The sequence below is a fragment of the Nocardioides sp. Root682 genome, assembly GCF_001427795.1.
Lineage (GTDB): Bacteria > Actinomycetota > Actinomycetes > Propionibacteriales > Nocardioidaceae > Nocardioides.
This window is the reverse complement of the sequence record NZ_LMHJ01000005.1, coordinates 261,790-275,049: the sequence shown is the minus strand read 5'-3', so window position 1 is coordinate 275,049 and position 13,260 is coordinate 261,790. Positions and strand designations below refer to the sequence as shown.

Below are 13,260 nucleotides of genomic sequence, written 5' to 3'. Positions count from 1 at the left end.
GGCTCCGGTCAGGGGCGCAGCAGCGAGGCGAACAGGGCGATCGACTCGTCGATCGCCTGCTGGCAGGCGGTCGACCACGGCCCCATGTCGAAGAACCCGTGGATCAGGCCGGGGTAGGTGTGCTGGTGGACCTGGACGCCGGCGGCCACGAGCGCTTCGGCGTAGGCGATGCCCTCGTCGCGCAGCGGGTCGAACTCTGCGGTGATCACCACCGCTGGAGGCTGGCCGGCAAGGTCTCCGTGCAGCGGCGCGATCCGCGGGTCCGCCAGGTCCATGCCTTCGGCGGAGAACTGGGTCAGGAACCACAGGAGCGTGTCCGCGTCCAGGAAGTAGCCCGTCGCGTTCTCCTCCCGCGACGGGAAGTCGCCCACGATGGCGGTCGCCGGGTAGACGAGGAGCTGCGCAGCGATTCCCGGGACGTGCTGGGCGGCGACGGCGGACAGGTTCCCGCCGGCAGAGTCGCCCGCCACCGCGATGACCTCGCTGCCGCCGTACTCACTCAGGCGCGACTGGATGTCCCGGACGGCGGCGATCGCGTCCTCGGCCGCAGCCGGGAACTTCGCCTCGGGGGCCAGGCGGTAGTCGACAGCAACGACCACGGACTGGGTGTCCCGACAGATCGAACGGGCCATGGCCTCGTGGGTGTCGAGGTCCCCGATCACGAAGCCGCCACCGTGGAAGAGGACGACCGTGGGGACCGGGCCGGTCACCTCAGGGCGGTAGACGCGGGCCGCCAGCGAACCCTCTCCACCGGCGACCTTGTCGTCGGTGACGGAGGCAACCTCCGCCATCGTGCCGGGAGGACGGAAGTCGACCGTGAGCTTGCGGAACGAGTCGCGAGCCTCCGTGGGGGAGAGCTCGGAGAGCGGTGTCCCCGCCGCGATCAGTGACAGGAGCGGGGCGAGCTGTGGGTCAACAGGCATGCCCCGAAAGGTAGCCGAGATCCGGTCGCGCCCGGTCTCAGGTCGGCCAGTTGGACGGGAAGTCGTCCGCCGCCGCTTCGTGCTGCTTGCGCAGCTTCTTCAGGGCCTTCGCGGCGATCCGGTCACCGAACACCGTGCCCAGCGTGTGGTCGGTCTCGTGCTGCAGGCACTTGGCCAGCAGTCCGTCACCTTCGAACCGCACCGGCTGGCCGTCCAGCCCCTGGCCTTCCACCACCGCGAAGTCGGGTCGGGCGCACGGGACGAAGGCTCCCGGGAAGGACAGACACCCCTCCGAGCTGTCGTCGAGATGACGGTCCTTGCCCTCGGGCAGGACCAGCGTGGGGTTGCAGACCACGCCGAGGAAGCGCTCGCCCTCGTCGTTGGGACAGTCGAAGACGAACATCGCGACGTCCTCACCGATCTGGCACGCGGCCAGCCCGACCCCGTCCGCGGCGTACATCGTGGCGACCATGTCGGCGGCAAGTGCGGTGAGTGCGTCGTCGAACACGGTCACCTGCTGCTGGGCGCGGTGCATGACGGGCGTTCCCCACCGAGTCATCGGCCGGACGGAGCCGCCCCGGGGCAGGGGTCCGTACGGCGCCACCACCGTCTCGACAGGCTGCTCGTCGTTGCTGTCATCGTCCTTGCCCCACGCCATGGGGCAATCCTAGGAGTGCCGCGACGCAGTCAGCCGCGGCCCTGCATCACGGGCACTCCGGGCGGTGGCGGTGTGAGGACCACGGGGCCACCGACAGGCGTCGGCTCACCAGCAACCAGAGTAGACACCCGGTGAGCGTGCGGCTTCCCGTCTCCGGGCACGTAGACCGGCGGCGGATCCACTGGAATCGAATTGATCACCGTGACAGGCGTGTAGGTCGGCGCGGGGTTACGCACCACCGTGATCACCACGCTCGGCGACACGTTCGCCAGGTTTCCACGAGCGGCGACGACGTGCACCCGGAGCCTCTTTCGTCCGATGGTGCGTGCCAGCGCTGTCAGTCGGTACTTGCCGCCGGTGGTGGTCGTCCTGGTGCTCAGGGTGCGCCAACGGCCGTCGACCAACCGCTGGAGCCTGACGGTGACGCCCGCGTCCTGCGGGAAGATCGTTCCGGTCACCACCATGGTCCGCCCTCGCCGGATTTGGGTGTCCTCTGCTCGCGCCCTCACCCGGCGCTTGACGGTCACGAGAAGCACCTTCGAGCTGCTGGCCTCGAAGGCGGAGCTGGGCAGGGATCGGATCTGGTAGTAGGTCTGCCGCGCAGGATGGATGTGGAATCCCGCATAGGTGCTGGCGAGGTAGCTGACGCTGCTGCCGCCGACGTAGACGGATGAGCCATACCGGCGCTCGTAGAGCCGCGCCACACCGTCGACGTAGTCGCCCTGCACATGGCCGGGCGCGAGATAGCCGCCACCGACGATGCTCGTACCGTCGCCCAGGAGGTGATGGTCCTGGCCGTAGATGAGGTCGAGCCGCGTCAGGTCGCGGGTCACGTCATCACTGAAGTGGGTTGCCGTCGCCGAGATGTACGTCCTCGAGAGGGCGCCCTCGAAGTCATAGGTCCTCGACGTGGATCCCGATGACATCGTGAACTCGTCCATGTAGTAGTCCCGGGCGTCACACCCGAACTCGAAGCCGATGTAGGCACCGCTGCCGTTGCCCCCGTGGTTTGCTGCGAACTCGGCGAGAGTCGAGGCACCAGCAACCGGGGTCCCGTCCAGATGCCGCCAAACCAGTTCGGCGGCGGCCATGTTCGACCACTCGCCCCATCCCGTGACCTGGGTGTCGAGGGCGAAGTAGCCCTCGTAGTAGTCGCCGTCGAAGTGATTACCCGAAGGGTCGTAGAGAACGCGGTAGTAGCCGTCGGGCTCGGGCTCCTCGAGAGACGCCTCCGGATGATAGGTCGAGAAGGACACCCATTCCAGAGCCGTGGGGTCCGGGACCCACGACTGGACGCCGGCCATCCAGTCGAAGTCACTGAAGCCCATCCCGGTCGCGTGGGTGCCCACCGTTCCGCCTTGCCGATACAGCCGCTGGAGAGCGGGCTTGACCCCGTCAGGCGTGCACCTCTGCTCGATGTACCCGAGCGGGGCCGGGTAGGCGAAGCCGTTCACGACCGTCACGGTGGCTGCATGTGCCGCGGACACAGGCGCCAGCGAGAGCAGGGACCCTGCAGTGGCGGCGACGAGGAGCCTGCGAACGATCCGCTTCATGATCCCCCCACGGGACTCGGCGATGAACGGCCGCCCGAGCGGACATTTCGAACGCTACGACGCCCGCGACCCGATGTCAGGAGGAGTCCGTCGGACCATCGGAATCGCGGACACCCGCCGCCCGGATCGTCCCTCGGATCCGCGGACGCGACCCCGGCGAGCGTGCCAACCTGACCGTGTGTCGATCCATCGCGAGCTGGCCGCTCTGGTGCGGCAGGCAGGCCCCGGCGTCCTGCTCGACGCCAGCGAGTTCCGTGCTGCCTTCGACGACTTCGTGCTCGAAGGCTCAGCGTCGGAGGGCGACGTCAACCTGCTGACTGACGCCGTACGACTCGGTGCCCTGGGCCGGGTGGTCGACCAGATCGGCCAGGGAGCGGATCCGGCGCTCGCCGTGCAGACCCAAGGTGTGCGGTTGGCCCAGCAGCGCGGAACCAATGAGGCAGCAGGGGCACAGTGGGCGCTCGCTGTCCTTGCGTTCGCGCGTGGAGACCTCGACGAACAGTCGCTCGTGACTCGATTCCGCGCACCCGTGGACTCGTTGCCCCGCCCCGGTTTCCTTGCCGCTCCGCCCCGTGCGCCAGCGCCAGCGCCAACCGTGCCACCGCCGACCGTTCGTCCGCCGAGCGCCCCGCCGGTCCCGGCACCTACCGAGGTACAGGTTCTCGCCCGCACCGAGGTGCCGGTCGCGAGAACCGCACACGCGGCGCCACCGAGCCCGCCTGGCGCACCTCCTCAGGAGCGGAGACGCCGGTGGCGTCGTTGGGTGGCTGCCGCGAGCATCGTCGCTCTGCTCGGCACGGGCACGTTCGTCGTACTCGCCTCTGGCCACGAACCGGACAGCAGACCGCCGGCCGGAGACAGCCCCGATAGTGACGCCAAGACGATCCCCAGGGGAACGTTGGTGGCGACCGACCAGGTGACCCCGGCACCGCTCCCGGAGCCGGCTGCGATGGCTGGTCTCGCCGGTGGGGTCAAGGTGGTCGCACTGGAGGAGGTCCAACAGGTCGGCACCGGAGCCGACGCGGAGGTCGCCGAACCAGACGGCCGGCTGGTGGCGTTCACCCTGGCAGCAGGACCTTGCCAACGCGCCAAGTGCGACAGCTGGCAGGAACTCGGGTTGCAGGTCCTGGTCGGAAGCACCCCGGTCGCCCTCCCCGCAGGGGGTCCGACCTTCCTCGTTTCAGCGCTCATCGACGAGTCGGTCCAGCTCCAGTACGACGCCCTCGGCTTCAACCAGCTGCTGAACCTGGCTGATGGCGCACCCACCGGCGAGAACATCCTCGTCCTGACTCGTGAAGAGCGGACTGTCGACGTACGCGGTGACAAGTCGATGCGACCCGCGACCACGGACCCCCGCGTCAACCTGCCGACGAACCTGGTCTGGAAGGTGAAGGTCGGCAAGGCCGAGCTCTTCTTCTTCGACGGGAACAAGGCTCCGTCTCGAACGGATCGCGCGTATCTACGCATTGACGCCTACTACGTGGAGCCGGACGGCGACGAGTGGGAGTTCTTCGACGACGAGCTGAGGCTTCTCGGACCAGACGGCAAGGAACTTCCCCGTCGCAATCTCGGCACTTCGACCGACACCGATCCGGTGTTCGTGGTTCCAGCCGCCTTCACCAGGGGAACGATGGAGATCGGCGGGATCCGCGACGACTTCGCGAGGGGCTCCGACGGCAGCGAGATCTCGTACAAGTTGAACCTGCCGCGCACGTCGTTCGACGTCACCTTCCCGGACTGAAGCGTGGATCACACCCCGATTCCGCGGAAGATGTAGCGCAATGTGTAACTCACAGTTACATTAACGGCATGTCCCTGATCAGCAACCTCAAGCCGGGCGGCAAGCACGGGGTTCCGAGCACCGAGAACCGAGACCCCATCGGTTACCTCGTCGCCGGCCTCAACAGGCTCGCCCAGAGCGATCTCCTCGACAAGGTCGGCCTGCGCAAGCAGACCGAGCAGGTCGTCTTCAACGTCACCCGCACCGGGTTCAAGACGATGACGAGCGCCAGTCGGACCTTCTCCAAGGCCGGCAAGAAGGGGCAGCCGGGCACCCGTCCCGCGTCCGCGCCGTCGACCGGTGTCTTCGACCTCACGCCGACCGAGGACGAGCAGATGCTCGTCGACCTCGTCGTCGAGTTCGCTGAAGAGGTCGTCCGCCCCGCCGCGTCCGCCGCTGACGCGGCCTGTGCAGCGCCCGACGAGCTGCTCAAGGCCAGCCTCGAGATCGGCCTCCCGATCCTGGGTCTGCCCGAAGAGCTCGGTGGCGTCTCCGAGGAGCGCTCGGCCATGGCCGGCACGCTCGTCGCCGAGGCCCTCGCCAAGGGCGACATGGGTCTGGCCGTCGCCACCCTGGCGCCCGGCTCGGTCGCCACGGCCCTGGGCCTGTGGGGCACCGACGCCCAGCAGCAGACGTACCTCCCCGCCTTCACCGGCGACGAGGTTCCGGCCGCTGCCCTGGCGCTCAACGAGGCCACCGTCCTGTTCGACGTGCTCAACCCGAAGACCACCGCCACGAAGAACGCTGACGGTTACGTCCTCAACGGCACCAAGAGCCTCGTCGTCCGCGGCGAGAGCGCAGAGCTCTTCATCGTCGGTGCTTCGCTCGACGGCAAGCCGGTCCTCTTCCTCGTCGAGTCCTCGACGAAGGGCCTCAGCGTCGGCGGTGACCCCGCCATGGGTGTCCGCGCCGCGTCGATGACCACGCTGAACCTCGAGGACGTCCAGGTCCCGGCTGACGCCGTGCTCGGCGAGACCGACGGTTCGACGTACACCGAGTGCGTGCGCCTCTCGCGCCTTGCCTGGTGCGCCCTGTCCCTCGGGACCGGCCAGGCCGTGCTCGACTACGTCACGCCCTACGTCAAGGAGCGCGAAGCCTTCGGTGAGCCGATCGCCCACCGCCAGTCGGTGGCGTTCATGGTCGCCAACATCGCGATCGAGCTGCAGGCCATGCGCCTGCTGACCTACCGCGCCGCCTCGCGCGCCGCAGCCGGCAAGGACTTCTCCAAGGAGGTCGCGCTGGCCCGTCGCCTGTGCACCGAGAAGGGCATGCAGATCGGCAACGACGGCGTGCAGCTCCTCGGTGGGCACGGATTCGTCAAGGAGCACCCGGTCGAGCGCTGGTACCGCGACCTGCGTGCCATCGGCATCATGGAAGGAACGGTGCTGGTCTGATGGCCATCAACCTGGAAGTTCCCCGGAAGCACCGGGCGCTCATCGATCAGGCCCACCAGGTCGCGATGAACATGCTGCGACCGATCTCCCGCAAGTACGACATCGCGGAGCACGAGTACCCCAAGGAGCTCGACGTCCTCGCCGCGATGATCGACGGGCTCTCCGAGTCCGGCGCGAGCGAAGGCGCCGGCGCGACCGGCGTCCGTCGCGACGACATCGTGGACGACAAGACCGTCAAGAACGGCGCCAACCTCGCCTCGGTGACCTCGGTCGCCGAGATGTGCTGGGGCGACGTCGGCCTGATGCTGTCGTTCCCGCGCCAGGGTCTCGGCAACTCGGCCATCGCGTCGGTCGCCAACGACGAGCAGATGAAGCGGTTCGAGGGCAAGTGGGCCTCGATGGCGATCACCGAGCCGGCCTTCGGGTCCGACTCCGCGCAGGTGTCGACCACCGCGGTCCTCGACGGCGACGAGTACGTCATCAACGGCGAGAAGATCTTCGTGACCTCGGGCGAGCGCTCCGACTGCATCGTGGTGTGGGCGACGCTGGACAAGTCCCTCGGCCGCGCGGCGATCAAGTCGTTCGTCGTCGAGAAGGGCACCCCCGGCGTCAAGGTGGAGCGGCTCGAGGAGAAGCTCGGCATCCGGGCCTCCGACACGGCGGTGATCACCTTCACTGACGCTCGCGTGCCGAAGGAGAACCTCATGGGTTCTCCCGAGATCAACGTGGAGCAGGGCTTCGCCGGCGCCATGGCGACGTTCGACAACACCCGTCCGCTCGTCGCGGCGATGGCCGTGGGCTGTGCCCGCGCGTCCCTCGACCTGACCCGCGACCTGCTCAAGCAGGCCGGCGTCGAGATCGACTACGACCGCCCGGCATACCTGCAGCACGCCGCCGCGGCGAAGTTCCTCCAGCTCGAGGCCGACTGGGAAGGTGCGCGCCTGCTCACCCTCCAGGCCGCGTGGATGGCGGACAACCGCAAGCCGAACTCGCTCGAGGCCTCCATGGCCAAGGCGAAGGCCGGCCGCGTCGGTTCCGACGTGACGCTCTCGTGCGTCGAGCTGTGCTCGTCGATCGGCTACAGCGAGACCGAGCTCCTCGAGAAGTGGGCGCGCGACTCGAAGATCCTCGACATCTTCGAGGGCACGCAGCAGATCCAGCAGCTGATCGTGGCCCGCCGGGTGCTGAACCTGTCGAGCGCCGAGCTCAAGTGACCTGAGCCGGTCTGGTCGGCCCGTCCCGCAGTCTGCGGGGCGGGCCGTCCGCCATTTTCGGATCCGTACGTGACACCGTGGTGCCGACACGCGAAGGAGGAGCGGAATGCAGCAGGCCTCCGCCGGCGAGTTCGCCGAGGTGTACGCAGAACACGTGACGCCCGTGTGGCGTTACGTGCGGTTGCGGCTGCCCAGCGACACGGATGCGGAGGACGTCACGAGCCAGGTGTTCGAGCGAGCGATGCGGTCGTGGTCCGGGTACGACGTCAGCCGGGGCCGCGTCGGCGGCTGGCTGATCGGGATCGCTCGCCACACGATCGCCGACTGGTGGCGGCGCACCGGCCGGGAGTTCCCGACCGATCTGGCGGCCAGCGGGTTGGGGGAGGGTGTGGCCGAGGACGACCCCGAGGGCGAGGTGCTCCGGCGCCTCGGCGCCGACGAGGTGCGACGCCGGCTGGGCGTGCTGACCCCACGCGAACGCGAAGCCGTGGCCCTCCGGTTCGGCAGCGAGCTCAACTCGACCGAGATCGCGGAGATCCTCGGTGTCACACCGAGTGCTGCGCGGATGTTGTTGCACCGCGGAATCGGGCGGTTGCGGGAGGTGATGGGCGATGTCTGAGGACTTCGACGCCGACGCGCTGGACACGTCGATCGATGACGTGCTGACCGGCCGGGTGGGCTCCGACGCCGATCCCGGCCTGCTGTGGCTCGCCGCCGCCTCACGACCGACACCGCCGGCTTCGCTCCTGGCGCGCATCGACGCACAGATGCAGCCCGCCGCCGTACCGGAGAGGATCCCGGCGCGCCAGCGACCCTTCCGGGACGACCGACCGAGCCTCTTCCTGAGTGCGGTCGCCGCTGCCCTTTCCTTCGCGTTCGTGTTCCAGGCGATGGGGAACATCGTGGCGGGGGACTGGATCGCAGAGAACCTCGGTGAACCGCACGGCCCGCACGCCTACTTCGAAGGGGCGCTGGCGATGACGGCAGCCGCGGTGTGCGCGCTGGCTGCCGCCGTGCGGCGCTCGTGGGCGGGCGTCTCCGTGCTCTCGTGCTCGCCGTTGGCCCTGAGCCTGGGGATCCACGGTCTCGGCGAGATCGGGCAGTTCGCCGCCGGAGCGATCCTGCACGTCATCGAAGGCACCCTGGGCCTGCTGTTGATCGGTGCCTGGTGGTGGGATCGACGTGACACCTTGCGCCGTGCGCGCGAAGAACTGACATGACGAAGGACATGGCATGGGCATCCTGAAGCGGATCTGGGTCTACCTCAAGGTGATGCGCAAGGCGAAGCGCAACCGCGGCGACCTCTACGGCTGGCTGGTACGACGCCCGCAGCTGCTCGTCGCCCAGGGCACCTACGAGTCGTCCCTGCTGCTGATGGGCCGGCTCCCGGCCGCGCTCAAGACGCTGGCCGTCGCCAAGGCTGCAATGATCGTGAACTGCGAGTACTGCCTCGACATCGGCGCCGAGATCGCCCGCACGGAAGGCATCTCGGACGAGAAGCTGGCCGCGCTCCTGGAGCCCGACGGCAATCCCGTACTGACCGAGGACGAGCAGCTGGTCGTCGCCTTCTCCGCAGCGATCTCGTCCTCGCCCGCGGTCGTGCCCGAGGAGCTCCGCGGGCGTCTGGATGCCCGGTTCAGCCGAGCACAGCTGACCGAGCTCGCGGCCGAGATCGCCTGGGAGAACCAGCGAGCACGACTCAACCAAGCGCTCGGCGTCCGACCGTCGGGCTTCTCGGACGGATCGTTCTGCCTCATCCCTGAGCCGGCGCGGACCTGACCCCCGCACCGGCGGACGGCACCAGCTCGTGGTGCAACGGCGGTTGCCAGGCGCGCAACGCGTAGGTGTGGTCGATGGCGAGCTTCACCTGCTCGACATCGCCGACGCGGACCAGCGCGATCGAGCAGCCCCCGAAACCGCCGCCAGTCATTCGTGCACCCAGGGCGCCCGAGCGAAGCGCGGCATCGACCGCGACGTCCAGCTCGGGACACGAGACGGCGAAGTCGTCGCGCAACGAGGCATGCGACTCCTCGAGCAGGCGTCCCAGCGCGACCCAGTCCTGGGTCTCGACTGCGGCGACCGTTCCGCGAACTCGAGCGTTCTCCGTGACGACGTGCCGGGCCCGGGCACGCTGGACCGGATCGTCCAGGTACTCGAGATCGGCTGTGGTTGCCTCTCGCAGGGATCCCATGCCCAGCGTGGTGGCGGCCGCTTCGCACTCGGCGCGCCGCTGTGCATAGCCACCATCACCGTCGGCCAGGGAGTGACGCACACCCGTGTCGGTGACGACGATCGTCAGTCCGGCTGCGCCCAACGGCAGCGGGACGGGGGTGGCCGTCGGGCCGGATGCGTCGGCGAAGTCGATCAGCACGGCCTCGTCGACGGCACCGAGCAGGCTCGCGAGCTGGTCCATGCCGCCGGTGGGGGCGCCGACGTACTCGGTCTCGGCACGGCGGCACGCCTCCGCGAGGTGCAGGCGTCCGGCAGTGTCCAGGGGCCGGCCCAGGACGCCAGCGAGGCCGACGGCGACCGCGCACTCCAGCGCAGCAGAGCTGGAGAGGCCGCCGCCGAGCGGGATGGTCGAGGAGATCGAGATGTCGAGGCCGGGCACCTGCCAGCCCTCCTGGCCCAGCGCCCAGATCACCCCGGCGACGTACGACGTCCAGCCGGTCACGGTGCGGGCGTCGACGTCGTCCAGCGACCCTGACCACGGCTCGCCCTTGTCGCTGGCGATGGTGAGTCCCCGGTCCTCGCGGACCGTGAGCGCGGCGGTGCACGCCAGCGGGATCGCGTACGGGAGGCACAGGCCGTGGTTGTAGTCCGTGTGCTCGCCGATCAGGTTCACCCTGCCGGGCGCCACGGCGGTGACGGAGATGGGCGTCGAGGAGGTCACGGGGTCATCCTGCCCGGTCAGGGGTGGCTAGATTGTCTGCCGTGCCGCGCCCCCTGATCGTTGCCGCGACCGCGGCCGAAGCCGTCCATGTTCCCGCCGGGTTCGAGGTGCTCGTGACCGGCCTCGGCAAGACTGCCGCCGCAACCTCGCTCGCGCGGCACCTGGCCGGCCGTTCCGACCTGGCTGACCTCGTGCTCGTCAACATCGGCACCGCCGGTGCGTTGCACGACGTCTTCGACGACAACATCGACGGCCTCTTCGAGATCGGGACCGTCCTCAATCACGACATCAACGCCGATGCCATCCGTGCCCTCGGCTACGACCCGCGCGAACGCATTGTCGTGGGGGACAACCCGACCGTGCTCGCGACCGGCGACGTGTTCGTGACCGACCCCGTGGTGCGCGTCCGGTTGGCGAAGCAGGCGCACCTGGTCGACATGGAGGGATACGCGTACGCCTACGCGGCGCAGGAGTTCGGCGTGCCGATCCAGATCATCAAGCACGTGTCCGACAACGCCGACGAGACGGCGCTCGAGTGGGTCGCGATGGTCGACCGGAGCGCCCGAGCGCTGGGTGCATGGGTCGCGGCCCACCTGAGCTGACGCGGAGGGTCAGCGGCTGCTGCTGGGGCGCCGGCCCCGCGACACACCCACGAAGTCCTGGTGAACGTCGCTGTCGGCCGAGCGGAGCCACAGCAGGGCCACGCTCGTCGGCTCCAGGTCTACGGGCCGCTGGACCACGTCCTTGCGGTGGAAGAGGCGCGCCACCGACATCGGCACGATGACGATCCCGGTGCCGGAGGCGGCGACCTCGATGGCGTCCTTGACCGACATCGGCGGGAACGCGAGCTGTTCGACCGTGGGCGTCCAGCCGGACGGGTGCGGCAGGACCAGCTGCTCCTCGCCGAGGTCCTCGACCGGGATCGGCGAGTCGGGATCGGCAGCCGCCACGAAGTGGTCCAGGCCCGCGACCACGACCGGCACTTCGTCGTACAACTTCACGCAGTGGAGGGGGGTCGGGGACTCGAGGTCGACGGGGAGGCGAGCAATGACCATGTCGGCCGTGCCGTCGTCGAGCACCGCGCGCTGCTGGTCCTGCTCGATCGGCTGCAGCTCGAGCCGGATCCGGGGGTTGCGCTCGCGCCACGCACGAGCCCACTTGTCGGGGGTCACGCCGGAGACGAAGGCGACACGCAGCTGCTGCATGCGCCCACGATCCCAGACGTGACCCCCTGGGGGAGGATCAGGCCTGCGCCATCAGCCCGAACTGCACGGCGCCGGTGTCGTCCACCCCGGCGTCGAGCACCATCGCATCGAGCTGCTCGGCCGCCGTCGGGTCGAGGAACACCGTGGCGCCGTCCTGCTCGACGACGCGGTCACCGGCCGCTGGTTCTTCACTGGCCACCACGGTGAATCCCGCCTCGGCGGCGCTTATCCGCAGCCCAGCGGTGTCCGGCACGGTGGACACATCGGTCATCTGCTTGACGATCGTGCAGGCGTTCTCAGTCAGGGTGAGCATGAATTGCCTTCCCGGTTCGAGGTCAGAGACCTGTCCCAAGGTTGCACGCGCCCCGGCATCGTTCAAGGCGACCTCGTGGATCGGACGCCGGAAGGGGGTCCCGATGCGGTGTCCGCGGCCACCCTTTGCTAACGTTTCCACGCACTCGTCCGGGTGGCGGAATTGGCAGACGCGCTAGCTTGAGGTGCTAGTGCCCGTATTAGGGCGTGGGGGTTCAAGTCCCCCCTCGGACACCAAGTGATGTGGCCCCTGACCTGCGGAAACGCAGGAGGGGCCACACTGCTTTTGGTTGGCAGAGTCGCTCGCGTCCAGGAACGCCGGGGACGGAGTCGACGCGTTCGGACGAGCGTCGGCTGACTGGCCGGACTGGGACGCGCGGGCTCGGGACCTGATGTGCTCGGCTGTGGATTCGCGCGGAACCGCAGCTAATGGATCGTCGTTCACTGACAGACGAAGGTGACCGTCCGGATCCGGTCCTCGTTGAGGTTCGCCACCTGATTGCGGGCCATCTGGGCAAAGTCGCTGCCCAGGAATGCTGCGAACGTCACTGGCGGCGGTCCGGACTCGGCGATGCGAGCCGCCATGGCTGTGAACCATTCGCGGCTCTCGTGTGAAGAGTCGGTCTCGGAGACCACCGAGAATCCAGCATCGGCGAGCAGGCCCCGCATCTGCTCGGTCGTTGCGAGGTGGCTGGTCGATGCGTCGTGGGCCCAGGGCACCGGAAAGTACACGTCCCCGCCCGGACCCTGGAGCACGTCGTACACGACGAAGCGTCCAGCGGGCTTCAGAACTCGGCGGGCTTCCCGGTACATCGCCGCCTTGTCGGCGATGTTCATCGCCACGTGCACCGTTGTCGCCGCGTCGAATGAATCGTCGGCGAACTCAAGCGCCGTGGCATCGCCGACGACAAAACGCGTTCGATCGCCCAAGCCAGTCCATTCCGACAACACGGCGGCTGTCGCGCAGAACTCCGGGGTCAGGTCGATCCCTGTGACGCGGCAACCGATGACCTCGGCAAGCGTGCGTGCCGGGCCACCCAGCCCACTACCGATGTCGAGGACCGACGAGTCCGCGTCGACCGCCAGCGCCTCGGCGATCTCAAGCGTCGCTGCCCTTCCGCGGACGTGGAACTCGTCGACGGGCGCCAGAGCGATGGTGGAAATGCCATCGACGGCAACGCCGGCGTTGGTCAGTGCGTCGTGAATGGCGGCGGCCAGGTTCCCGGCGCCTGCATAGTGCGATACAACGTCACTCATGGCGCGAACGTAGCGCCATTCCAGCCCGTCCGGAACGAAAGTGCACACCGCATCGACAACTGGTCGACGAC

14 protein-coding genes and 1 tRNA gene are annotated in these 13,260 nt (G+C 68.7%); 8 read left to right on the top strand and 7 right to left on the bottom strand.

Features of this window, described 5'->3' with window-relative positions:
• Nucleotides 1-8 precede the first annotated feature (8 nt).
• From ASD84_RS24070 to ASD84_RS24060, 3 genes are read right to left on the bottom strand one after another with little or no spacing between them, the layout of a single operon-like run.
• On the bottom strand, nucleotides 9-923 hold the full coding sequence (locus ASD84_RS24070) for an alpha/beta hydrolase (protein WP_056716777.1): 915 nt from the start codon (nucleotides 921-923) through the stop codon (nucleotides 9-11).
• 37 nt (nucleotides 924-960) lie between these two features.
• Complete coding sequence (def, locus tag ASD84_RS24065) at nucleotides 961-1,581, bottom strand: peptide deformylase (protein WP_082574240.1); 621 nt, start codon at nucleotides 1,579-1,581, stop codon at nucleotides 961-963.
• A 29-nt stretch (nucleotides 1,582-1,610) separates the two neighbouring features.
• Nucleotides 1,611-3,134 carry a hypothetical protein gene (locus tag ASD84_RS24060; RefSeq protein ID WP_056716775.1) on the bottom strand — a complete coding sequence of 508 codons (1,524 nt, stop codon included), beginning with the start codon at nucleotides 3,132-3,134 and terminating at the stop codon, nucleotides 1,611-1,613.
• 178 nt (nucleotides 3,135-3,312) lie between these two features.
• On the opposite strand from ASD84_RS24060, the gene ASD84_RS24055 reads away from it, so the two are divergent.
• The 6 genes from ASD84_RS24055 to ASD84_RS24030 all read left to right on the top strand — a co-directional run bounded on the left by ASD84_RS24055 (nucleotide 3,313) and on the right by ASD84_RS24030 (nucleotide 9,301).
• Nucleotides 3,313-4,875, top strand: coding sequence for a hypothetical protein (locus ASD84_RS24055; protein ID WP_056716773.1), 1,563 nt, complete (start codon nucleotides 3,313-3,315; stop codon nucleotides 4,873-4,875).
• A gap of 68 nt (nucleotides 4,876-4,943) precedes the next feature.
• On the top strand, nucleotides 4,944-6,308 hold the full coding sequence (locus ASD84_RS24050) for an acyl-CoA dehydrogenase family protein (RefSeq protein ID WP_056716771.1): 1,365 nt from the start codon (nucleotides 4,944-4,946) through the stop codon (nucleotides 6,306-6,308).
• On the top strand, nucleotides 6,308-7,522 hold the full coding sequence (locus ASD84_RS24045; RefSeq protein ID WP_056716770.1) for an acyl-CoA dehydrogenase family protein: 1,215 nt from the start codon (nucleotides 6,308-6,310) through the stop codon (nucleotides 7,520-7,522). The genes ASD84_RS24050 and ASD84_RS24045 overlap by 1 nt, the downstream gene beginning before the upstream one ends.
• Nucleotides 7,523-7,628: 106 nt before the next feature.
• The gene (locus ASD84_RS24040; protein ID WP_082574238.1) at nucleotides 7,629-8,141 is read left to right on the top strand and encodes an RNA polymerase sigma factor; all 513 of its coding nucleotides are present in this window, start codon (nucleotides 7,629-7,631) and stop codon (nucleotides 8,139-8,141) included.
• Entirely contained in the window at nucleotides 8,134-8,742 is a 609-nt protein-coding gene (locus ASD84_RS24035) for a hypothetical protein (protein WP_056716767.1), read from the top strand. Before ASD84_RS24040 ends, ASD84_RS24035 begins: the two co-directional genes overlap by 8 nt.
• Before the next feature lie 13 nt (nucleotides 8,743-8,755).
• Entirely contained in the window at nucleotides 8,756-9,301 is a 546-nt protein-coding gene (locus ASD84_RS24030; protein ID WP_056716766.1) for a carboxymuconolactone decarboxylase family protein, read from the top strand.
• Here the strand turns inward: ASD84_RS24030 and galK are convergent.
• Entirely contained in the window at nucleotides 9,276-10,415 is a 1,140-nt protein-coding gene (gene galK, locus ASD84_RS24025; RefSeq protein WP_056716764.1) for a galactokinase, read from the bottom strand. The two genes, ASD84_RS24030 and galK, sit on opposite strands and share 26 nt — an antisense overlap.
• A gap of 41 nt (nucleotides 10,416-10,456) precedes the next feature.
• Between galK and ASD84_RS24020 the strand changes: the two genes are divergently transcribed.
• On the top strand, nucleotides 10,457-11,017 hold the full coding sequence (locus ASD84_RS24020; RefSeq protein WP_056716762.1) for a nucleosidase: 561 nt from the start codon (nucleotides 10,457-10,459) through the stop codon (nucleotides 11,015-11,017).
• 9 nt (nucleotides 11,018-11,026) lie between these two features.
• Here the strand turns inward: ASD84_RS24020 and ASD84_RS24015 are convergent, their stop codons facing one another.
• Both ASD84_RS24015 and ASD84_RS24010 read right to left on the bottom strand, forming a co-directional pair.
• Complete coding sequence (locus ASD84_RS24015; RefSeq protein ID WP_056716760.1) at nucleotides 11,027-11,620, bottom strand: LysR family transcriptional regulator substrate-binding protein; 594 nt, start codon at nucleotides 11,618-11,620, stop codon at nucleotides 11,027-11,029.
• A gap of 37 nt (nucleotides 11,621-11,657) precedes the next feature.
• Entirely contained in the window at nucleotides 11,658-11,933 is a 276-nt protein-coding gene (locus tag ASD84_RS24010) for a hypothetical protein (RefSeq protein WP_056716757.1), read from the bottom strand.
• Between the two features lie 147 nt (nucleotides 11,934-12,080).
• On the opposite strand from ASD84_RS24010, the gene ASD84_RS24005 reads away from it, so the two are divergent.
• Nucleotides 12,081-12,169: transfer RNA gene (locus tag ASD84_RS24005), tRNA-Leu, on the top strand.
• 204 nt (nucleotides 12,170-12,373) lie between these two features.
• On the opposite strand, the gene ASD84_RS24000 is transcribed toward ASD84_RS24005, so the two are convergent.
• Nucleotides 12,374-13,237: a class I SAM-dependent methyltransferase gene (locus tag ASD84_RS24000; protein WP_235531249.1), complete on the bottom strand. Its 864-nt coding sequence runs from the start codon at nucleotides 13,235-13,237 to the stop codon at nucleotides 12,374-12,376.
• Nucleotides 13,238-13,260 lie beyond the last annotated feature (23 nt).